General features: G+C 70.0%; 15 protein-coding genes and 2 pseudogenes. 8 read left to right on the forward strand and 9 right to left on the reverse strand.

Going from position 1 to position 21,687, the window contains the following annotated elements:
• Positions 1 to 379 precede the first annotated feature (379 nt).
• From KGQ19_RS36775 to KGQ19_RS36785, 3 genes and pseudogenes are all read left to right on the forward strand, one after another.
• Positions 380 to 1,361 (forward strand): annotated as a pseudogene (locus KGQ19_RS36775) (transposase); the annotation flags it as partial.
• A gap of 43 nt (positions 1,362 to 1,404) precedes the next feature.
• Positions 1,405 to 1,644 (forward strand): hypothetical protein, encoded by a 240-nt coding sequence (locus KGQ19_RS36780; protein ID WP_212017987.1) that lies wholly within the window; start codon positions 1,405 to 1,407, stop codon positions 1,642 to 1,644.
• A 205-nt stretch (positions 1,645 to 1,849) separates the two neighbouring features.
• Positions 1,850 to 3,382: an aldehyde dehydrogenase family protein gene (locus tag KGQ19_RS36785; protein WP_212017989.1), complete on the forward strand. Its 1,533-nt coding sequence runs from the start codon at positions 1,850 to 1,852 to the stop codon at positions 3,380 to 3,382.
• 91 nt (positions 3,383 to 3,473) lie between these two features.
• Here KGQ19_RS36785 and KGQ19_RS36790 read toward each other — a convergent pair whose 3' ends face one another.
• The 3 genes from KGQ19_RS36790 to KGQ19_RS36800 all read right to left on the reverse strand — a co-directional run bounded on the left by KGQ19_RS36790 (position 3,474) and on the right by KGQ19_RS36800 (position 5,045).
• The gene (locus KGQ19_RS36790; protein ID WP_212017991.1) at positions 3,474 to 3,854 is read right to left on the reverse strand and encodes an RNA-binding S4 domain-containing protein; all 381 of its coding nucleotides are present in this window, start codon (positions 3,852 to 3,854) and stop codon (positions 3,474 to 3,476) included.
• A 24-nt stretch (positions 3,855 to 3,878) separates the two neighbouring features.
• Positions 3,879 to 4,319 carry a VOC family protein gene (locus tag KGQ19_RS36795; RefSeq protein WP_212017993.1) on the reverse strand — a complete coding sequence of 147 codons (441 nt, stop codon included), beginning with the start codon at positions 4,317 to 4,319 and terminating at the stop codon, positions 3,879 to 3,881.
• 111 nt (positions 4,320 to 4,430) lie between these two features.
• A complete protein-coding gene (locus KGQ19_RS36800) occupies positions 4,431 to 5,045 on the reverse strand; it encodes a pyridoxamine 5'-phosphate oxidase family protein (protein WP_368862217.1) in 615 nt (204 codons plus the stop codon).
• Positions 5,046 to 5,235: 190 nt separating this feature from the next.
• On the opposite strand from KGQ19_RS36800, the gene KGQ19_RS36805 reads away from it, so the two are divergent.
• A complete protein-coding gene (locus tag KGQ19_RS36805; RefSeq protein WP_212017995.1) occupies positions 5,236 to 5,880 on the forward strand; it encodes an HAD family hydrolase in 645 nt (214 codons plus the stop codon).
• Positions 5,881 to 5,966: 86 nt separating this feature from the next.
• Here the strand turns inward: KGQ19_RS36805 and KGQ19_RS36810 are convergent, their stop codons facing one another.
• The 3 genes and pseudogenes from KGQ19_RS36810 to KGQ19_RS36825 form a co-directional block, all read right to left on the reverse strand.
• Positions 5,967 to 6,935, reverse strand: a complete 969-nt coding sequence (locus KGQ19_RS36810; RefSeq protein ID WP_212017997.1) for an MBL fold metallo-hydrolase — start codon at positions 6,933 to 6,935, stop codon at positions 5,967 to 5,969.
• A 159-nt stretch (positions 6,936 to 7,094) separates the two neighbouring features.
• Positions 7,095 to 8,082 (reverse strand): annotated as a pseudogene (locus KGQ19_RS53090) (phosphoribosylaminoimidazolesuccinocarboxamide synthase).
• A gap of 501 nt (positions 8,083 to 8,583) precedes the next feature.
• Positions 8,584 to 8,958 (reverse strand): peptidoglycan-binding domain-containing protein, encoded by a 375-nt coding sequence (locus KGQ19_RS36825; RefSeq protein WP_212018001.1) that lies wholly within the window; start codon positions 8,956 to 8,958, stop codon positions 8,584 to 8,586.
• Positions 8,959 to 9,435: 477 nt separating this feature from the next.
• Between KGQ19_RS36825 and KGQ19_RS52235 the strand changes: the two genes are divergently transcribed.
• A complete protein-coding gene (locus KGQ19_RS52235) occupies positions 9,436 to 13,332 on the forward strand; it encodes an nSTAND1 domain-containing NTPase (RefSeq protein WP_212018003.1) in 3,897 nt (1,298 codons plus the stop codon).
• On the opposite strand, the gene KGQ19_RS36835 is transcribed toward KGQ19_RS52235, so the two are convergent.
• The gene (locus KGQ19_RS36835; protein ID WP_268908102.1) at positions 13,271 to 14,488 is read right to left on the reverse strand and encodes a YbfB/YjiJ family MFS transporter; all 1,218 of its coding nucleotides are present in this window, start codon (positions 14,486 to 14,488) and stop codon (positions 13,271 to 13,273) included. The two genes, KGQ19_RS52235 and KGQ19_RS36835, sit on opposite strands and share 62 nt — an antisense overlap.
• A gap of 260 nt (positions 14,489 to 14,748) precedes the next feature.
• Positions 14,749 to 15,099, reverse strand: coding sequence for a muconolactone Delta-isomerase family protein (locus KGQ19_RS36840; RefSeq protein ID WP_212018007.1), 351 nt, complete (start codon positions 15,097 to 15,099; stop codon positions 14,749 to 14,751).
• A gap of 215 nt (positions 15,100 to 15,314) precedes the next feature.
• On the opposite strand from KGQ19_RS36840, the gene rph reads away from it, so the two are divergent.
• The 3 genes from rph to KGQ19_RS36855 all read left to right on the forward strand — a co-directional run bounded on the left by rph (position 15,315) and on the right by KGQ19_RS36855 (position 19,853).
• Complete coding sequence (gene rph / locus KGQ19_RS36845; protein WP_212018009.1) at positions 15,315 to 17,942, forward strand: rifamycin-inactivating phosphotransferase; 2,628 nt, start codon at positions 15,315 to 15,317, stop codon at positions 17,940 to 17,942.
• Positions 17,943 to 18,111: 169 nt separating this feature from the next.
• Positions 18,112 to 19,197, forward strand: a complete 1,086-nt coding sequence (locus tag KGQ19_RS36850; protein ID WP_212018011.1) for an S-(hydroxymethyl)mycothiol dehydrogenase — start codon at positions 18,112 to 18,114, stop codon at positions 19,195 to 19,197.
• Positions 19,197 to 19,853, forward strand: a complete 657-nt coding sequence (locus KGQ19_RS36855) for an MBL fold metallo-hydrolase (protein ID WP_230420002.1) — start codon at positions 19,197 to 19,199, stop codon at positions 19,851 to 19,853. Before KGQ19_RS36850 ends, KGQ19_RS36855 begins: the two co-directional genes overlap by 1 nt.
• Positions 19,854 to 19,913: 60 nt before the next feature.
• Here KGQ19_RS36855 and KGQ19_RS36860 read toward each other — a convergent pair whose 3' ends face one another.
• A complete protein-coding gene (locus tag KGQ19_RS36860) occupies positions 19,914 to 21,329 on the reverse strand; it encodes an SGNH/GDSL hydrolase family protein (RefSeq protein WP_230420003.1) in 1,416 nt (471 codons plus the stop codon).
• Between the last annotated feature and the right edge of the window lie 358 nt (positions 21,330 to 21,687).

Genomic DNA, 21,687 nt, shown 5'->3' on the forward strand with positions numbered 1-21,687 from the left:
CCACTGACCCCACCCCCAACCGACCGGCGGCCGCCCCCCCCAGGGCAGCCGCCGGTCGGCCTTTTCCCGCGCGGAGTCCCGCTGGATCCTCGCCAGATCGCCACCAGACACCCACCAGATCCAGGCTCTTCGAACTTGACCGTGCTTGATGAGTTTGCGGGTGCCTTGGTGAGATCAGGGCCTTGATGGATGCAAGGCGCCCGTGACGCTCTGTGATTCTTCGAGTTGCGAAGCTTAAAGGATCACGAGAAGGGCCACGGGCTTGTCCAACGATACGACCCGTCTGTTCGGCCTGCCCGGGGTGGAGGTGGTCGCCGTGGACGTCGGCGAGGACGACTTCCCGATGCTGGACCTGGTCACCGCCTGCGAGCAGGCCCGCTGCTGTCCCGGGTGCGGAGTACGCTCCGAGCGTCCGCACTCCTGGGTGCGGACTCGACCTCGGGATCTGCCAGTGGCCGGTCGCCGTACGGCGCTGAGATGGACCAAGCGCCGTACGGCGCTGCGGGAACGAGCAGTGCGCCCGCAAGACGTTCACCGAGGCGCTGCCCTCGATACCGCCCCGGCACCGACTAACGGCCAGGTCCAGGGCCGCGATCGGGTCGGCCGTGGCCGATCACGGGCGCACCGTGGTGCAGGCCGCCCGCGACTTCGAGGTGTCCTGGCCGATCGCGAACGCGGCGTTCACCGCCGCGGCGAAGGCCACGCTGCCGGAGGTCACGCCAACGGTGGAGCATCTGGGGATCGATGAGACCCGGCGCGGCAAGGCAAAGTTCCGGCTGGTCACCGGCCCGGACGGCAGCGACGTCTGGGAGGTCGTCGCTGACCGGTGGCATGTCGGATTCTGCGACCTGGGCCGCAAGGGCAACCGCGAGTGGGAGCTGCGCAACCGGCTGACCAGATCCGCCGCGCGGATGCACGCCGCCCACCTGGACCCCATGGTCGCCGATCTGGAAGCCCTCCCAAAGAAGATCGGCCAGCCGATCCTGGCCGCCTGGAACTGCAAAGAGGACCTGATGGACCTGCTGGCCTTGCACGGCACCGGCGCCGACCGAACGACGATCTCCGCTCGGCTGACCAGGTTCTACGAGTCCGCCGCCGCCTCCGGACTGCCGGAGATGGAACGCCTGGCGACCACGGTCTCCACCTGGTGGCCGCAGATCCTGGCCGGGATCGCCACCGGCATCACGAACGCCGCTTCCGAGGGCATCAACCGCGCGATCAAGACCGACGCCCGCTGCGCCTTCGGCTACCGCAATCCCGCCAACCAGCGGCTCCGTGCCCGCTGCGCCACCACCCGACGAGCCCGCGGACACCTCGCTACCCGAACCAGCGGCCGATACAGCCGGCCGCGACGTTCATGAAGGTGGGAGCTGCTCTACGCTGAACGGGAAGGGGGCAACCAACATGCCGCATGATCAATTCCGGTGCTTCGTCGTTGGTGTTGATCGATACGGCAGCGTGCATGTCGAGATCGCGGCGAACAGGAAGCAACTGGCCATAGCGAGATCGATGGCTGATGTCGGCACCGGCAACATCGGCAAGTGGCGCATCCCGGACGAGGCGTGGCCGGAACTTGCCTACACGTTCGACTGGCCCGAGCGTCACGAAGACCTGGAGTACTACTTCATCTCAGAGCACGCGTGACGCCGGCACCAGGCACGGTCAAGTTCGAAGAGCCCAGATCCACCACCAGATCCACCACAAGCCCCAACTCCCTATTGCCCCGGGCCGCTTCGAGGTGAAGGATCGGAACATCGACGTTACTCAGCGGTAGCGATCGACCGGACACGGTCCGGCACCATCCGTCCCCGACCCACCCACCCCCTCCGCAAGGAAGAGGCAGTCAGCCATGAGCGATCAGGGTTCAGCTAACGGCCCGGCTGTCGGCGTCCTGGAACCGGGCGCCTCCAGTTTCGTCTCCTACGACCCCGCCGACGGCGGCGAGGTCGCCACCTTCCCCGCCATGACCGCCGAGCAGGTGCGGGCCGTGGTCGCCGAGGCCCGCCCGGCCGCCGCCTGGTGGGCGGCGCTGACCTGGGCCGAGCGCGAGCGCCGGCTGCGCCGGTGGGCCGGCGTCATCACCCGCGGGCTCGACGACCTGTGCGAGCTGATGCACCAGGAGAACGGCAAGCCCCGCGGGGACGCCTTCCTGGAGGTCTTCCTCGCCATCGAGCACATCGGCTGGGCCGCCGGCCACGCGCGCAAGGTGCTGCACCCGCGCCGCGTCGGTTCCGGCCTGCTGATGTCCAACCACGCGGCCAGCCTGGAGTACCAGCCGCTGGGCGTGGTCGGCGTCATCGGGCCGTGGAACTACCCCGTGTTCACTCCGATGGGGTCGATCGCCTACGCGCTGGCGGCCGGCAACGCCGTGGTGTTCAAGCCCTCGGAGTACACCACCGCGATCGGCAAGTGGATCGTCGACGCCTTCGACCGGGCCAATCCGGACGCCCCGCACCACGTGCTGCGGCTGGTCACCGGCACCGGGCCGACCGGGGCCGCGCTGTGTGAGTCCGGGGTGGACAAGATCGCGTTCACCGGCAGCGCGCGGACCGGGCGCAAGGTGATGGCCGCGTGCGCGCCGTCGCTGACCCCGGTGCTGATGGAGTGCGGCGGCAAGGACGCGATGATCGTGGCCGGCGACGCCAACCTGGCCAAGGCCGCCGACGCCGCGCTGTGGGGCGCGATGTCGAACGCCGGGCAGACCTGCGTGGGCATCGAGCGGGTCTACGTCGTGGACTCGGTCAAGGACGAGTTCGTCGCCGAGCTGACCGCGCAGATCCAGAAGCTGGCGCTGGCCCCCGGCCAGGGCCCGGACGCCGCCTACGGTCCGATGACCATGCCCGCGCAGCTCGACGTGGTCCGCAAGCACATCGACGACGCCCTGGCCAAGGGTGCCACGGCGGTGGTCGGCGGCAGCGGCGCGGTGCGGGCCCCCTATGTCGAGCCGACCGTGCTCCTGGACGCGCCGGAGGACTCCAGCGCGGTGCGCGAGGAGACGTTCGGGCCGACGATCACGGTCAAGGGCGTGCGGGACGTGGAGGAGGCGATCGAGCTGGCCAACGCCACCGACTACGGCCTGGGCGCCTCGGTCTTCGCCCGGCGCGGCGGCGCGGCCATCGCGCGCCGCCTGCGCAGCGGCATGACCTCGGTCAACGCCGTCATCGCCTTCGCCGGCATCCCGGGCCTGCCGTTCGGCGGGGTCGGCGAGTCCGGCTTCGGCCGCATCCACGGCGCCGACGGGCTGCGCGAGTTCACCCGGCCCAAGGCCATCACCCGCCGCCGGTACTCCACGCCGTTCGAGCCGGCGACGTTCGCCCGCAACCCGAAGACGTTCGCGATCATGAAGAAGTACGCGGAGACCCGGTACGGCCGCAAGAAGTAGGCCGGACCGGCCTGCGTCACACCAAGCAAGCCCACGCCGCGGTGCCGGATATCCCTGAGTCCGGCGCCGCGGTTTCTCGGAACGGCCGCGTTCAGAACGGCCGCCCGCGCAGCCGGTCCATGTCCCGCCGGTCCCGCTTCGTCGGCCGCCCGGCGCCCCGGTCCCGCAGCGCGACCGCGACGAACAGCTCGCGCGGCGGCGGAGGCGGGCTGTTGTCGACGTAGCACTCGGCGGCGGCCGGCGCCCCGACCCGCTTGGTGACCAACTTGCTGACCACCACGACCCGCTCGCGCTGGTCCTGCCGCACCCGCACCTCGTCGCCGACCCGCAGCAGGTGCGAGGGCTTCACGCTCTCGTTGTTGACCTTCACGTGCCCGCCCCGGCAGGCGTCGGCGGCCATCGAGCGGGACTTGGTCAGCCGCACCGACCAGATCCAGCTGTCGACCCGGACAGCGGTCGCTTCGGACGTCATGGACCTGACTTTAACCGGTGGGGTTCACGAGTGCAGACACAATTCGTTGCCCTCCGGATCGGCGATCGTCACCCAGCGCGACGGCCCCTGCTGGCCGCGGTGCAGCTCGGTGGCGCCGGCCGCGGTCAGCCGCGCCAGCTCGCTCTCCAGATTCCCCTCGCCGACCTTGACGTCCAGGTGCACGCGGTTCTTGACGGTCTTCGGCTCCGGCACGGCCTGGAACAGGATCCGCGACCCCGGTCCGGCGTCCTTGCCGTCGGGGTGCACGATCGCCTGCCCGACGGCCCAGACCAGGACGCCGTTGTGGGTCTTGGTGTCGGCCTCGGTCGCGTGGCCGGCGGCGACCATCTGGCGGATGAACGCCTCGTTGGAGGGCTCCAGATCCCAGCCGACGGCCTCGGCCCACCAGCCGGCCAGAGTGTGCGGGTCGGCGGAATCGATGACGACTTGGTAGTTGAAAGCCATGATCCGACGTTACCCGCCGCCGCCGACAGCCGCTCCCGCGACCGCCCTCGCACGTGCCCCGGCACGTGTCCCGCGTAGCCGCCTGACCTGCCGCTTCTTAGTCGCGTCCAGCTATTTCTTGGTCACGTACATCGACTTCTCGTAGCTCTCGCCGTAGTACTCGGTCAGCTCCGCCAACGACTCCCGCGTCCACTGCACCGACTTCACGATGGCGGCGTGGTGCGGCAGCTGGTCGGGGTCCCACGTCTGCGGCTTCCACAGCGAGGAACGCATGAAGGCCTTCGCGCAGTGGAAGAAGATCTGCTCGATCTCGACTTCGAGGGCCAGGATCGGCCGGTGGTTCTTGACGACCATGTCGTCGAAGTATGGGGCGTCGCGGACCAGCCGCACCCGGCCGTTGACCCGCAGCGTCTCGTTCCGGCCGGGGATGAGGAAGATCAGCCCGACGTGCGGGTTACTCAGCATATTGAGATAGCCGTCGGCGCGCCGGTTGCCGGGCCGCTCGGGGATGGCCAGCCGGGTCTCGTCCAGCACCTTCACGAAGCCGGGCGGGTCGCCCTTGGGGGAGACGTCGCAGTTGCCCTGGTCGTCGCAGGTGGCGATGAGGCACAGCGGGGAGGCGGCCAGCCACTGGCGGTCGATCGGCAGCAGCCGCGTCCGCTCCTTGTTGATCGCCCGCTCCATCGGCTCACCGAGCAGTTCGCGGAGCTGCTCCACGGACCGTATCTCGGCCTGGGCCGCGGCCGGCGCGGTGACGGGGTAGGTGGGGTCTGCGGATTCGGTGCCCTCGGCGGATTCGGCGGATTCGGTGCTCTCGACGACTGTCTCGGTCACAGCGGCGGCCCTCCCGGAGTCCTTACGGCCCACTGGCGTGGTGGGCCTTGAGCCAAGCGTAGCGGTCGGTACGATCATCGCCATGGGGCAGCTGGCGTTGTTCGACCTGGATGACACACTCATCGCGTTGCCTCCGGCCTTCCGACGCTTCGCAGCGGAGTTCGCGCGGGAGCACGGACTGCCGGAGACGGAACAGGAATGGCTGTTCGCGGCCTGGGATCCCTACCAGAAGCGGGACGAGTACTTCGCCCTCGTGCGGGAGCGTTACGGGCTCACCGAGCCTGTGGAGGATTTGTGGCGGCTCTACCGGCGGCGCATGCCGGAGTTGGTGGAGCTGCGGGACGAGGTGCGCGACGGGCTGGTGGCGTTGCGCCGCGCCGGATGGCGGCTCGGGATCGTCTCCAACGGCGAGGCGGACAACCAGCTCGGGAAGATCAAGCGCACCGGCCTGGACCGCCTGGTGGACTCGATCGCGGTGTCCGGGGCGCTGGGTGTGCGCAAGCCGGACGCGGAGATCTTCCGGATCGCCGCCGAGGCCGCCGACTGCGAGCTGTCCGACGGCGGCTGGATGGTCGGCGACAACGCACAGGCCGACGTCGGGGGCGGAGCCGCGGTGGGGCTGGCGACCGTGTGGATCGACAGCGGCAAGGGGGATTCCGCCCCGGCGGCCACCTCCGTGGTCCGGGACGTCGTGGACGCGTTCCCGATTCTGCTGACTTATCGATAAACCGATTGGTGGATCTGGTGACAGTTCGAGTCACTCGGCTCTAGTCAGCCGGCTCTAGCTACCCGGGTCCAGTCACCCGGCCCCAGTCACCCGGCGCTGGAGGCGTCCGCCATCGGGTGCTCCCAGCCATCCACCTTGTTCAGGTACATGTTGATCCCGACGATGTTCGACGCATACGACGACAGCTCCTCGAACTTCGTCTGCGTCTCCTCATTAGCCTGCTCCACCGGATACCGCGCCGCGGTCTTCGCCCGCACCATCTCGATCGCGTGGTCCAGATCCAGGCGGCTGGTCCGGGCGTCGCGCACCAACTCCACCCACAGCCGCACCTCCTCTTCGGCCCGGGCCAGCGTGTCGGTGACATCGCGCACCGGGCCGTAGTGGCTGAACAGCAGGCGCGTGGGCCGCAGCGTGCGGAACTTCTCCAGCGAGTTCAGCGCCAGCGGCAGGTCGAAGTCCGGCGGCGGAGTGCCGGGCCGGACGTCCCCGGGCTGGTCAGGGTCATCGGAGGGGATGTACAAGCCGGCGGCGTCGCCGACATACAGGTCACCGGTGACGTTGTCGATCAGGCCGACATGATGCCGCGCGTGCCCGGGGGTGTGGTGCGTCTCCAACCGCCGGCCACCACCGAGGTCGATGTAACCGATGTCCTCCACAGCCCGCACCCGCCGCGCCTCAGTCGGCAACAGCGGCCCGAACACGTCATCCATCAGCGACCCGAACACCCGCCGCGCACTGGACATCAGCCGCTCGGGATCCACCAGATGCCGCGCCCCGGAGGCGTGCACCACGATCTCCGCATTCGGGAACATCGCCGCCAGATCCCCGACCCCGCCGGCATGGTCCAGGTGAATGTGCGTCACCACAATGGTGCGCAGATCCCCCGCCCCCACCCCCAACGCCGCGAGCGCATCCCGCACCACCGGCGCCGACTTGGCAGTCCCGGTCTCGACCAGCGCCGGATGGTCGCCGAGGATCGCATAGCCGGCCGTGATGCCGGCGTGCCCGGACATCAGGGTGTCGATTTCGTGGACGTCGGAGCCGAGGTTTGTCATTGAAGTTCCAGGTACGTCGGGGCAAGTGAGGATGCCAGGGACCGTAGCAGGTCGGGCGCCGAAGTGGTCTGGCGGCGCACGTGGTCCGGCGGCGCACGTGGTCCGTATGGATCTTCAGCTCTCTGTCATGGGCGGCGAGTGTGATCGGTCGGCCGGCGCCTAGAAATACTCGGGGAACTCCCGCGCCAGCGCCTCGCGGATGCGGGCGCGGACCGAGAGCGCCGGGTCCGGGCGCTCGAAGGTCTGGCCGGTCACCCGCTCGAAGAGCGCGATGTACTTGTTGCTGAACTCAATGATGGTGTCGTCCGGGATCGCCGGGATCGGCTCGGTATAGGGGTCGCATTGGCTGGTGATCCAGAGCCGGAGGAACTCCTTGTCCAGGCTGTCCGGCTCCTCGCCGGCCGCGAACCGCTCCTCGTAGGAGTTCGCGACCCAGTAGCGACTGGAGTCGGGGGTGTGGATCTCGTCGGCGACGACCACGGTCCCGTTCTCGTCGAGACCGAACTCGTACTTGGTGTCCACCAGGATCAGGCCCTTCTCCGCCGCGACCTGCTGGCCGCGGGCGAACAGCGCCAGGCTCTTCTGCGCCATCTCGTGCCACTGTTCGGGCGTGACGGGCTGGGTGCTGAGGATCTCGGCCTCGGTGATCGGCATTGTCGTGACCGCCCTGGGCCGGCTTCGTCGTCGGTGTGATGATCGGCTCGGGCAGGGGTTGGTTCTTCTTCATCCCCTCGGGGAAGCGGTGACCGTAGAGCACCCGCTCGCCGCGGGCGTACATCGGCCAGGGGCTGGTGTTGGTGGACCCGGTGAGGTAGGCACGCACCACCATCTCCAGAGGCAACATCTCGAGGTCCTTCACCAGGACCACGTTGGGGTCGGGGTAGGACAGCACGTGGTTGGGGCACACGTCCGCGGTGACGTCGAACCAGTACCGCGCGGTCTGGGTGAGCACCTGGCCCTTGTGCGGCACGGCGGCCAGGACGTGGTCGAACGCGGACTGCCGGTCGGTCGAGACCAGCAGCCGGCGCCGACCGGGCAACGGGTAGGCATCGCGCACCTTGTTGCGATAGAACCCGGGCATGCCCTCGAACTCGGCATCGGTCAAGCAGTGGGCGATCATGCGGGCGTTGTCGGTGGCGTCTGCCATTGGGCTGCCTTCGGGTAAGCGGTCTGTCGGTCCGCCGATCATGCTACTGACGCTTCCGGGTCGCAGTCGGGCTGGGAGTGCTGCTGTGGCTCGCGGTCGCCGGGATGCCATAAGTGTGAGATATGCGCAGGGTGGCGGGGTGGACGCCGCGGGGTGGGCGCGACGGGAGGCGCTGCGCGTATCGATGGCCGGACTGATCGCCGTCCGGCCCGGAGCCGCACCCGGTGGTTCTACCGGCTGCGCGTCCACCGGCCCCCGGCCGCCGCATCGAGCGCGGCCGCCGGCACCCTGAACCGCCCCGGAGCCCTGGTCCGCCCCCAGATGAAGAGCCTCCTGGTTCGGCCGGTGTCTCCAGCCCTGGTTGAACTTCGTTTCCTGACCAGCGGACTCTTCTCGTGTTCGTGGTCTGTGATGATCCACGAATTGAAAAGCTGGCCTTCTCCCGAACAGCATGCCGCCCGATCCGGCGATCGGCTTGCCGGATCGGGCGCCCCGGGAATGTCAGTACGTCGTGGGGATGTACGCGTAGCAGCCGCTGCCACCCGCGTCGTAGTAGTTGATGTAATAGATGTAGTTTCCAGTCTTCGGTCCGACGATGCCGTCGGCCGTGACGCCTTGCTCGCTCTGGAAGTGCTCGATGGCGTGGGTTGTCCCGACGCCGTCGATGCCGTCGACGACCAGCCCTGCGCCGTCGTAGTAGTTCAGCGCTTTCTGCACGCAGGTGACGCCCGCGCCATGCGATCCGTACCTGATGTACGCCGCCGAGGTGGACGCCGAGGCGTCAGCCGCCATCGCGACGCTGCCGGTGGCTGCCAGGCCGGCGGCAGCCGTCATGAGGGCGGCGCGTCGGGTGATCGTCTTGCGTACTGCGTTCATCGCGGTGATCCCTTCGAGTTGTTGGCCCGTCCCGCGTGTCGGACACGCTTGGGTTCGCTCACTGTTCTAGCTGCGGCTCGTTGTCCGGTGTCGACGGCTCTGCACCGGACATCAAAGTCAAGACAATGGGCAGGCGACCGTTAGTGCGTTGTGCGCCGGTGCGATGAGCGTCTATAACCGTTCGTTCGTGCTTATGGCGGCGACCCGGAAGGCGGGGAAACGCGGCGGCGTATGGGCTCCGAACCGCCGGCAGCCGGGCACGTCGGGTTGGCGGCGGTGACGGAGTCGGGCCGGTTGCTGGTCCGCCCGATGAGCGTCGAAGAGCTTCGGCAGCGCATCTCCCGGCCGGGGGCGCAGCCGCGTCGTGGTGGGCTGCCGGTCTCGGGCCACCGATAATCAGTGCTCTGACATGGTTGGTTGCCACGCCTTCGGCGGATTGCTTAGGGTGGTCGATCAGACACGGAGGGGGGCGGATCGGTGTCCAGATCGGAGCAGCCCCTGGAGGGGGACGACTCGCTGACCGCGTTCGCGGCGGATCTGCGAACCCTGCGGGCGAAGGCGGGCTCGCCGCCGTACCGGCGGCTGGCGCGGCTCGCGCACTACTCCTCAACCACCCTGGCGGATGCGGCGGGAGGCAAGCGGCTGCCGAGCCTGGCGGTGACGTTGGCGTACGTGCGAGCTTGCGGCGCGGAAGCAGAGCAGTGGGAGGCGCGCTGGCATGAGCTTGCCGCAGAACTGGCAGGCGAGCGGCGCCGCGCCGACCCCGAGCCCGGCCCGCAGGAAGATGACCAGTGCCCGTATGCGGGCCTGTCAGCGTTCGAAGCGCGGGATGCGCGGTGGTTCTTCGGTCGGGAGCGGCTGACCGACGAGCTGGTCGCTCGCGTGCGTTCCCGCAGGTTCACCGCGCTGTTCGGGGCGTCGGGGTCGGGCAAGTCCTCGCTGCTGCGCGCCGGGCTGCTGCCTCGGGTGAATGCCGACGCGAATAGTGCGACCGACAGCGCGGGCGGGCAGGGCCAGCCAGCGCTTTTGTTCACCCCCGGCCCGCATCCGCTGGATGAGTGCGCCGCGCGGCTGGCGGTGCTGGCCGGCAGCTCGGCGTCGGGGCTGCACCGGCAGTTGCGCGACGACTCGCGCGCGCTGCACCTGGCCGCGCTGCAGACGCTGCTCGACGCTCCGGCGGACATGGATCTGCTGGTGGTGGTGGACCAGTTCGAGGAGGTCTTCACACTGTGCGCCGAGGACGAGCGCGAGCAGTTCCTGAAACTGCTGCTGACCGCTGCGGTGGAGCCGAACAGCCGTACGCGTGTGGTGGTCGGGGTGCGTGCGGATTTCTACCCGCGTTGCGCGCAGTATCCGGATCTGGTCGAGGCGCTGCGCGACGCGCAGGTGTTGGTCGGGCCGATGAGTACCGAGGAGTTGCGCCGGGCAATCAGCGGTCCGGCGGCGGTGGTGGACTGCGTGGTGGAGGGCGCGCTGCTGGCGCGGATCGTCGCGGACGCCGCAGGGCAGCCCAGCGCGCTGCCGCTGATCTCGCACGCGCTGCAGGAGACCTGGCGCCGCCGGCGCGGCAACACCCTGACCGTGGCCGGGTACGAGGCGGCCGGGGCGATCCACTACGCGCTCTCGCGCACCGCCGAGGCGACCTACCAGGAGCTGGCCGAAGACCAGCAGCGCGTGGCGCGCGGGATCCTGCTGCGCCTGGTCGCCCTGGGCGAGGGCACCGAGGACACCAAACGTCCGGCCCTGCGCCGCGAGTTCGATGCCGGCGAAACCGGCCCGGTACTCGACGCTCTGGCCCGCGCCCGGCTGATCGCCTTGGACGCGGACACGGTGGAGCTGACCCACGAGGCGCTGCTCAGCGCTTGGCCGCGGCTGCGCCGCTGGATCGACGAGGACCGCGCCGGGCTGCTGATCCACCAGCAGCTCACCGACGCCGCTATCGCGTGGGAGCGTGAGGCCCAGGACACGGCCCATCTGTATCGCGGCAGTCGGCTGGCCGCCGCGACGGAATGGGCGGCGCGCCACCACGTCGTGCCGCCCGGCGAGCGAGTCCGACAGTTTCTCGCGGCGTCGCTGCGGCACGCCCGCCGCGGAGCCCGTATCCGGCGGACGGCACTCGCGGCCCTGGGCGCGCTCGCGCTCGCCGCGTCCTTCCTCGCCGTCGTCGCCTTCCAGCAGCGGGCTACCGCCCAGCGCGAGCGCGATCAGGCGATCGCCAGCCAACTGCTGAACGAGGCCGAGCAGCTGCGGGGCACCGATCCGTCGCTCGCCGCGCAGATGATGCTCGCGTCCTACCGTGTGCAGGCGACTTCGAACGCGTACACCGACCTGCTCAGCACTGAGAACATCCCGCTCTCCCACACGCTCACAGGCCATGCGGGCGCTGTGTACGGCGCCGCGTTCGCTTCAGACGGGCGCACGCTCGCTACGTGCGGCAAGGACGGCACGGTGCGGTTGTGGAACGTGACCGATTCCGCCAACCCGCGCCCGTGGGGGCCGCCGGTCGACATCCATGACGGCGGTGTCCTCGCGGTAGCGTTCAGCCCGGGCGGTCGTACGCTGGCCACGGCGGACGGCGACGGCGCCATGCAGCTGTGGAACGTCACTGACCCCGCCACACCCAGACTCTGGGGTGCTGCGTTGCGCGGACCGTCAAGCCACGGGCCCTCAGTCTCGGTCTCGTTCAGCACGGACGGCAGCAGGCTCGCCGGCGCGAGCCAGGACGGCACCCTGCAGTTGTGGAACGTCACCGACCCGGCGAGGCCCACGCCCCTGGGACAGCCGTTCGCCAACGGCGCAGCCGTGTCGTCGGCCACGCTCAGCCCCGACGGCCGGACGCTCGCCGTCGCCGATGCCGACGGCACAGTGCGGCTGTGGAACGTCACCGACCCCGCACGCCCGGTCCTGTGGGCCGCGCCGATACCCGGCCCGGCCACCCACTCGATCGCGGGCCAGGTCAACACGGCCTACGCTGTCGCATTCAGTCCGGACGGCCGGACGCTCGCCACCGGGTACTACGATTCCACGGTGCGGCTGTGGGACGTCACCGACCCCGCGCGGCCAGCGCCACGGGGCCCGCCGCTGGTCGGCCAAACCAACATCGTCCTGTCGATGGCGTTCAGCCCTGACGGCCGCGTACTCGCCAGCGGTGGCTACGACCACACGGTGTGGCTGTGGAACGTCACTGACCTCGCGCATCCCGTCGCCCTGGGGCAGCCGCTCCTCGGCCACAGCAGCATTGTGAACCAGGTGGCGTTCAGCCCAAACGGACATCTACTGGCCACTGCCGCCGACGACGGCACGACACGGCTGTGGAGCCTGCCGAAAACGCGCCTGGTGGCCCACAGCAGCGACGTCAACGGTGTGGCGTTCAGCCCCGATGGGCGGACGCTGGCCAGCGTCAGCAGCGACGGTACGGCGCGACTATGGAATCTCGCCGACCCCGCAGACCCGGTTCCCTGGGGCCCCCCGCTGACCGGCCACACCAGCTCGATCGTGCGCGTGGCGTTCAGCCGCGACGGCCGTACGCTGGCCACCGCGGCCCGCGACAACACCGTGCGCCTGTGGAATGTGACCGACCCCGCGCGCGCGACCGCGCTGAACCCGCCGCTGACCGGCCCCACCGGCTACATGCTCACGGTCGCGTTCAGCCCAGACGGCCGGACGCTCGCCGGCTCGGGCGCGGACTACTCGATACGGCTGTGGGACGCCACCGACCCCGCGCACCCGCGCGCGCTCGCACCACCGCTGGCAGGCCACCACAACTACGTGTTCTGGCTGACATTCAACCCCCGCGGGACAGTGCTGGCCAGCGGGGGAGCAGACGACACGCTGCGGCTGTGGAACCTCGCCGACCCGGCGCACCCGGCCGCGTGGGGAAACGGGGCGGTCGCCGGTACCGACGGCATCCTGGCCGGTGTCTTCACGCACGACGGGAGCGTCCTGATCACCGGCGAGGTGGACCACTCGATCCGGTTCTGGCACGTGGCGGACCCGCGGCATCCCACCATGTTCGGCCAGGTGCTGACCGGACACACCAGCTACGTCTACTGGGTCGGCCTCAGCCCCGACGGCAGGACCCTGATCAGCACGAGCGATGACGGCACGATCCGCCTGTGGAACGTGACCGATCTGGCACACCCCACCGCGATAGGCGGCCCGGTGGCCGACCACACCGGTCCCATCGACAATGCGGCACTCAGCCCCGACGGCCGGATACTCGCCACCGCCAGCGACGACCGGACCGTCCATCTGACCGACCTGGACGTCACTTACGCGATCGACCGCGTGTGCGCCGCCACGGGAGACGCGCTCACCCCGGCGGTGTGGGCGCGGTACCTCCCGACGGTCGCCTACGCCCGGCCGTGCCCCTGACCAGCCGCCCACGATCCGTCTCCCAGTCGTCGGGCTGTATAGGTCGGCGGCTATCAGGGGGACTTATCCGGGCCGCCGCCGAAACCGCATGCGGAAACCCGACCCCAAGCACCACCGCGGCACCCGCCGACACCACCACGAACCCGGCAGCCGACAACAGCGCCTGCCGATAGCCGTGCTGCAGCAGCGGCGTCACGACGAGTGGGCCGAGGATCTGCCCGACCGAGTAGCCGGCGGTCAGCAGGGCGACCGAGCGCGGGAACCGCAGATGGGTGCCGGTGCCTAGGGCCAGTGTGCTGACCCCGATGAAGGTGGCTCCGAACAGGATGGCCGAGATCATCGCCGGTGCGATGCCGCCGACCAGTGCCGGGAGGGCTATGCCGACCGCCTGGATGAGCAGCGCCGTGACCAGCAGTGCGGGTCGCGATCGGTGCCGGGCCAGTGCGGCCCACACCGCGGACGACGGCACCGCCGCCAGCCCGACCAGCACCCACGCGCCGCTGCCGACCCAGGCCGGCGAGCCCTGCTCGATCGCGGCGACCAGGAAGGTGCCGGCGACGATGTAGCCGATGCCCTCGAAGGTGTAGGAGATGAACAGTGCGGTGAACCATCGGTGGGTGCTGATCCGCTCGTGGCGGGGCTCGGCTGCCGTCGCGGCGGTCTCCGGCCGCAGGTTCCACGCCACAACGCTGAGCAGCGCGGCCAGTCCGGCGGCGGCCCACCAGTCGGCCTGCCAGCCGGCGAAGGCGCGGATGGCGAGGATGAGCAGCCCCGACAACGCGATGCCGCCGCCGACCCCGCCGAACGCCCAGCCGGTCAGGTGCGCCGGGTGGCCGCGCAGGTGGCTGGTCAGTGAGCTGACGGCGACGACGAAGACCAGCGCGCTCGCGATCCCGGCGGCCAGGCGGAAGACGAGCCACGCGGTGACGGTGTGCGTCACGGGCATCGCGGCCAGGCTCACGACGAGCACGGCCAGGGAGATCCGCAGCACCGAGCGGGACCGGATCAGCGACGGCCGCACGATCCCGGTGACGGCGCCGATGAGGTAGCCGACGTAGTTCGCGGTCGCCAGGTTCGCGCCGGACGCGGCGGACAGGCCCGCTTGGGCGTGCATCGCGGGCAGGATCGGGGTGAACACGAACCGGCCCACTCCCATCCCGGCGGCGAGCGCCGCGGCGGTCTGCGCGACGTGGTTCCAGGGCCGGGGCGGCGGCGTGCTCGGCCTGAGTGCGTGCTCAGCCGCTTGGTCGGCTGCGAGGTGCGCCGGCGGGATCGGTGCCGGTGCCGGTGCCGGTATCGAGGCTGGTGTCGGTGTCGGTGTCGGTGTCGGTGTGGGTGCGGGTGGTGCCGGTGTCGAGGCCGTCGGCAGGACCATGCTGGGCATCCCGTCGCGCGACCCGCTCAGCTCGACATCGGTCACCGCGTACCCGCCTGGCCACCGCTCGCTCGGTCACCGCTCGCCTGGCCGCCACCAGCACCACCCCGCCCCGGATCGTTAGGGTGCGGCTCCAACGGCGTGACCTCAGCAGTCATCCATTCGTGCAGGGCCAGCGTGCCGAGCACCTTCTCCCTCAATTCGGCCTCATCCTCGGCGCACCAGATGCCGACGCTGCGCCGCTCGCCGACCGGCCGCCACAGCCGGTACAGGTGGCCGCTCGCGGCCAGCTCGCGGGCCCGGACGGCTTCGGCCGCGCGCCGCTTGTCGACCTCGTCCTGGCTGGTGCCCTCGGGGATGGCGGTCGTGATCTCGACCAGGAACTCACGCATCGTCGTGCTCCGCTCTCCAGCGGGCGTATCCGGTGCCGAGCCGGAGACGCCGGTCGGTCAGTCGATTCTTCGGTCCTTCGATTCTTCGATCCTTGGCGATCTCATCGTCGCCCCGGCCGTCCGGTGCCGCCACGACCGGCTTTCTCCCCGCTGGTAGGCACAGCCTCCTACGGGAGGTCGGTGCTCGCGGTCCGGCCCCTCAGTAAGGTGGCCGGATGGACCGCTATGTACTGGACCGCTATGTACTGGACCTCCTGGAAATCGACCGGACCCAGGTCGCGGCCGCCGGGGGCAAAGGCGCCGCGTTGGGGGAGCTGTCCCGGATCGGCGGGGTCAGCGTGCCGGCCGGGTTCTGTGTGACCACGGATACGTTTCAGCGGGTGCTGGCCACCGTGTCAGGGATCGATGATCGCCTCGACCGGCTGGCGCGGCTGCGGCCCGACGACCGCGGGGCGATCTCCGGGCTGAGCGCGGAGGTTCGCCGATCCATCGAGGCGACTCCGATCCCCGACGATCTGGCGGCGGCGATCACCGGCGCGCTGGCCGGGCATGGTGATCCGGCCGCCGCCTACGCCGTCCGGTCGAGCGCGACGGCGGAGGACTTGCCGACCGCGTCCTTCGCCGGTCAGCAGGACAGCTATCTGGACGTCGTGGGGCCGGCGGCGGTGCTGGAGCACATCAGCCGGTGCTGGGCGTCGCTGTTCACCGAGCGGGCCGTCATCTACCGCCTGCGGAACGGCTTCGACCACCGCAAGGTCCGCATGGCTGTCGTCGTGCAGCGGATGGTCTTCCCGGAGGCCGCCGGCGTCCTGTTCACGGCCGATCCCGTGACGTCCAACCGGAGGATCGCCTCGGTGGAGGCGGTCTTCGGGCTCGGCGAAGCACTGGTGTCCGGTCAGGTGAACCCGGACGTCTACGGGGTGCGCGACGGCGAGGTCGTGGCCAGGACGATCACGCACCGCGACCCGGAGGGCCGGGAGCGGCCGACGCTGACCGATGCGCAGGCGGTGCGGCTGGACGCCCTGGGACGACGGATCGAGGCCCACTTCGGCCGTCCCCAGGACATCGAGTGGTGCCTGGTCGACGACGGCTTCCAGATCGTCCAGAGCCGGCCGATCACGACCCTGTTCCCCGTCCCCGACGTCGGCGACGAAGAGAACCACGTCTACGTGTCCGTCGGCCATCCGCAGATGATGACCGATCCGATGAAGCCGCTGGGGCTCTCACTGTGGCGGCTGACGACGCGCCGCCCGATGCTGGAGGCCGCGGGGCGGCTGTGGGTCGACGTCACCCGGGAGCTGTCGTCGCCGGCGAAGGGCCCCAGGCTCGTGAAGGTCATGGGGCAGGGGGATCCGCTGACCGGGGACGCGTTGCAGAGCGTTCTCGATCGCGGCGACTTCATCACGGTGGTCCCCGACGAGCCACCGGCCGCAGATCCTGCGGCCCCGGCCCCGGCCACGGCACAGGGAGCACAGGGAGCACAAGGAGCGCAGGCAGCCAGCCGCCCCGAGCCACTCGACACCGACCCGGCCATCGTCGCCGAACTCATCGACCAGACCCAAGCATCCATCGCGGTCCTGAAACACGAGATCCGGACGAAGACCGGATCAGACCTCGTCGACTTCATCCTGTCGGACATCAAGGAGCTGCAACGCATCCTGTTCGACCCGCGCAGCACCGAAGTCCTGATGTCGGCGATGGCCGCCACTTCGTGGCTCAACGAGCACGTTCAGTCCTGGCTGGCCGAGACGAACGTAGCCGACACCCTCACCCTGTCCGCACCCGGCAACATCACATCGGAGATGGGCCTGGCGCTGCTCGACGTCGCGGACGTGATCCGTTCGTACCCAGAGGTCGTGGGCTTCCTGGCGAAGACCGAGGACGAGAACTTTCTGGACGGCCTGCTGACGCTCTCCAGCGCCGGTGGCTGCGAAGCACGCGACGCGATCCGGGGCTTCCTCGACAAGTACGGGATGCGCTGCGCCGGCGAGATCGACATCACCAGGCCGCGCTGGAGCGAGCAGCCGACCGCGCTCATCCCGACGATCCTCGGCAACGTCAAGAACTTCGGGCCGGGCGCCGGTGCGGAGCGGTTCGAGCGTGGGCGGCAGGAGGCGGCCGCGAAGGAGCGGGAGGTGCTGGAGCGGCTGCGCGCCTTGCCTGACGGGGAGCAGAAGGCTGATGAGACCAAGGCGATGATCGATCGGGTCCGCACGTTCATCGGCTATCGGGAGTACCCGAAGTACGGGATGATCAGCCGATACTTCGTCTACAAGCAGGCGCTGCTGGAAGAAGCCCAGCGCCTGGTGGACGCCGGTGCGATCGGTGAGAGGGAAGACATCTTCCACCTCACCTTCCAGGAACTCGCCGACGTCGTGCGCACGCAACGCGGCGATGACCCCCTCATCCGCCGGCGCAAAGAGGAGTTCACCTCCTACCAAGCGCTGACCCCGCCGCGGGTCCTCACCTCGGACGGCGAGACGATCGCCGGATCCTACCGACGCAACGGGCTGCCGCCCGGCGCGCTGGTCGGCCTTCCGGTGTCGGCCGGGACCGTCGAGGGACGCGCCCGGGTCGTCCTGGACATGGCGCAGGCCGATCTGGAAGCCGGCGACATCCTGGTCACCACCTTCACGGATCCCAGTTGGACGCCGCTGTTCGTCTCGATCAAGGGGCTGGTGACGGAGGTCGGGGGCCTGATGACGCATGGGGCGGTCGTGGCGCGGGAGTACGGCCTGCCCGCGGTGGTGGGCGTGGAACGCGCTACGCAGCTGATCCGGGAGGGGCAGTTGATCCGCGTGCACGGCACCGAGGGGTTCGTCGAAGTGCTCGACGAACCGTGACATCGTGACGTCGTGACATCGTGACGCCGAATGCGTGAGACTCGGCTGTCGCGATCGTTGTAGGGCATGCTTCAGTCAGGGCGGCGGCGTGTCGTCGGCACGCGTTCGGCGCGTACTCGGCACCCACGACGCCGCCCGGGCAAGGGCAGGCGACCCACGAAGGAGTGTTATGCAGCAGGTGAAGGCGGTCATCGCGCGGACCGAGGGCGCGCCGGTCGAGATCGTGACGATCAACGTGCCGGATCCGGGTCCGGGCGAGGCCGTGGTGAAGGTGCAGGCCTGCGGCGTGTGCCACACCGACCTGCACTACCGGGAGGGCGGGATCAACGACGAGTTCCCGTTCCTGCTGGGGCACGAGGCCTCGGGCGTCGTCGAGGCGGTCGGCCCCGGCGTCACCGAGGTGGCGCCCGGTGACTTCGTCATCCTGAACTGGCGCGCGGTGTGCGGCCAGTGCCGTGCCTGCCGGCGCGGGGAGCCCTGGTACTGCTTCGCCACGCACAACGCCACGCAGAAGATGACGCTGGAGGACGGCACCGAGCTGACCCCGGCGCTGGGCATCGGCGCGTTCGCCGAGAAGACGCTGGTGGCCGCGGGGCAGTGCACGAAGGTCGACCCCAGCGCGCGGCCGGCCGCGGTCGGGCTGCTCGGCTGCGGGGTGATGGCGGGCATCGGCGCGGCCGTCAACACCGGCGGCGTCACCCGCGGCAAGTCGGTCGCGGTGATCGGCTGCGGCGGCGTGGGCGTGGCCGCCGTCGCCGGCTCGGCGCTGGCCGGCGCGGACCCGATCATCGCCGTGGACGTCGACGCCAAGAAGCTCGCGACCGCCACCCGGCTGGGCGCCACCCACACCGTCGACTCCTCGGCCACCGACCCGGTCGCCGCCATCCAGGAGCTGACCGGCGGCTTCGGCGCGGACGTGGTGATCGAGGCCGTCGGCCGCCCCGAGACCTGGAAGCAGGCCTTCTACGCCCGCGACCTGGCCGGCACCGTGGTCCTGGTCGGCGTCCCCACCCCGCAGATGCGCATCCCCGACCTGCCGCTGATCGACGTCTTCGGCCGCGGCGGCGCCCTGAAGTCCAGCTGGTACGGCGACTGCCTGCCCAGCCGCGACTTCCCGGTCCTCGTCGACCTCTACCAGCGCGGCAAGCTCGACCTCGACGCGTTCGTGAGCGAGGAGATCGCGTTGACCGACATCGAGGCGGCGTTCGAGCGGATGCGGCGCGGCGAGGTGCTGCGGTCGGTGGTGATCCTCTGATGGGGGCGGCGATGGGGGCGGCGATGGGCGCGGAGGCGCGCGTCGACCACGGTGTGACGTCCGGGACGTTCACCCTCGACGGCGAGACGTTCGAGGTCGAGAACAACGTGTGGGTGGTCGGCGATGAGCACGAGTGCGTGGTCATCGACGCCCCGCACTCGGTGGACGGGATCCTGGCGGTAGTGGGCGAGCGGCTGGTCAAGGCGATCGTGTGCACGCACGCGCATGATGACCATGTCCGCGTGGCGCCGGAGCTGCGGGAGCGGATCGGCGCGCCGATTCTGCTGCACCCAGCGGATCGCCCGCTGTGGGAGCTCGTGCACGGCGGGCCCGAGGACGCGGAGGCGACGCTGTGGGATGTCGACCTGAGCGACGAGCAGACGTTCGCGGTCGGTGGCGTCACGTTGCGGGTGCTGCACACGCCTGGGCACGCGCCTGGCGGTGTTTGTCTGTACGCACCTGAACTCGGCTGTGTCTTTACCGGCGACACCCTGTTCCACGGCGGTCCCGGGGCGACAGGGCGTTCTTATAGCGACCGTCCGACGCTTGAGGCGTCGATCAAGGCCAAGCTGTTCGTACTGCCTGACGAGACGGTCGTTCACACCGGGCACGGTGAGGACACGACTATCGGGGCTGAGCGCGGGCGCGGGCTCTAGGCGCGGGCTTTAAGAACGGGCGCTAAGCATCGGCTCTAAGCCCCGCCTCACCACTCGCTCCTACTTCCCAGCCTTGGACAGCGCCTGCTGATCAGCCAGCGCGATAGCCAGCTCCCCGGCCGCATTGGGGTGCAGCGGCGCGCGGTCCTTCGGCCCCTGCACGAACGGCTCCGCGCTGCACAGCGCGTGGCCCGCGAACGATGGCCGCACCGACGTGAAGCCTGCCGCGTCAGCGCCCTGCTTCAGCGCGTTGTTCAGCTGGTCCAGCCGGCCTTGCAGGGCCGTCGCCTTGGAGCCGTCCACGTCCTCGGCCGCCAGGCAGGATGTGTCCGGGCCGAAGGGGTCGTAGTACTGGTTGACGATCACCATCGGGTGGTTGGGCAGGGCCGCGAGCTGTGTCAGCAGCTCCCGGTAGTCCAGGACGAACGCGGCGGTCTGTTGCTGGAAGTAGGCGTCGGTGGCGCGGTCGTCGCAGTCGGGGCTGGCGGCGCAGAACCGGGTCAGGTCGGCCCAGTGCAGGTCGTCGGCGCCGATGCTGACGATCACCACGCGGGCATCGGGGGCGCGCTGGAGCTGGGCGATCTGGGGCGGGGCGGACAGGGGGCCCGCGGGCTGGGCGTCGAGCAGGCCGGTGCGGACGGTCGCGCCTGAGCAAGCGAGGTTCAGGACGTTCCAGTTGTTCACCTCGGCCAGCTGTTCGGCGAAGGCGTCGGCGCTGCGGCCGCAGGCCTTGTCGAGGGGGTCGGCGTCGGTCACCGGGCGGTTGCCGATGCCGGCCGCGGTGGAGTCGCCCATGACGACGGCCTGGATCGTGCCCAGCGTCGGGCCGTCGGCCGGGGACACGGGGGAGCCGGAGCTGCGGCCGACGAGGTCGGACAAGGAGTGCACCTGGCGCAGGGCCGCGGGGGTGCCGGAGGCGAGCAGGCCGAAGCCGATGAGGTTGACGGCGGTCATCGTCACGGCGCCGCTGAGCAGCACGGCCGTGGTGCGGCGGAGCGAGTAGCGGCGTACGCCGGTGACGGCGGCCAGGACCACGATGACGATGCCCGCCGACACCGCGCCCTCCCACAGCGCGTAGCGCAGCCAGCCCTCGGAGAGCTGGCGGCCCAGCAGCCCCACGCTGTTGTGGTCGCCGGAGCCGAGGAGCTGTTCCAGTTCGGCGTTGGCGGTGATGTGGGTGAGCCGCAGTCGGGGGCGAACCGGCCCGGGAAAGTGCGGCTGGGTGGAGATGGTCTGGCCGAACAGATCCATCTCGCCCGGACCGGAGAAGCCCAGCCCCGGGGAGGCGGCCCCGACCTCGACGGTCTGTCCGGCGCCGGTCACCGACTGCAGCGGGGTGATCCGCACCGCCATCCACAACGCCGCGAGCAGCAGGAACAGCGCCGCGAACGGAACCAGAGCACGCAACGCCCATCGGCGCCACACGGTGGGCGTCGAGTGCGAATCGGCTGACGTCGCGTTCCGGACGAGGGACATAGCAGAGGCATACCCTTGTATTTGCGGCTGTCACGGGGGGTGCTCCGAGTCGAAGACCACACCGGTCGCCGCTTGGTGGCGGCGACATGAAGGTTCAACGTTACCGAGCCGCCACCATTCCATAGGCAGCCAAACGTTTTCGGTCGCTGGCGGCCTTTTCGACTGACTTCGTGGTGGTCGGATCTTTTTGCGGGGGGTGGAGTTTGTGGGTCGGGTTGCGGTTAGTCTATGGGTTTCAAGGCTTTTTACGGCCTTCGGTTATAGGTGTGCCGGTTCGGGGTTCGGGGTGGTGGGTGTGTTTGTCGGCTGCCGGTTTTCGCGTTCACAATCCCGCCGCACCTCAGGCCTCTTTAACTCC

This window comes from Catenulispora pinistramenti, assembly GCF_018274385.1.
GTDB lineage: Bacteria > Actinomycetota > Actinomycetes > Streptomycetales > Catenulisporaceae > Catenulispora > Catenulispora pinistramenti.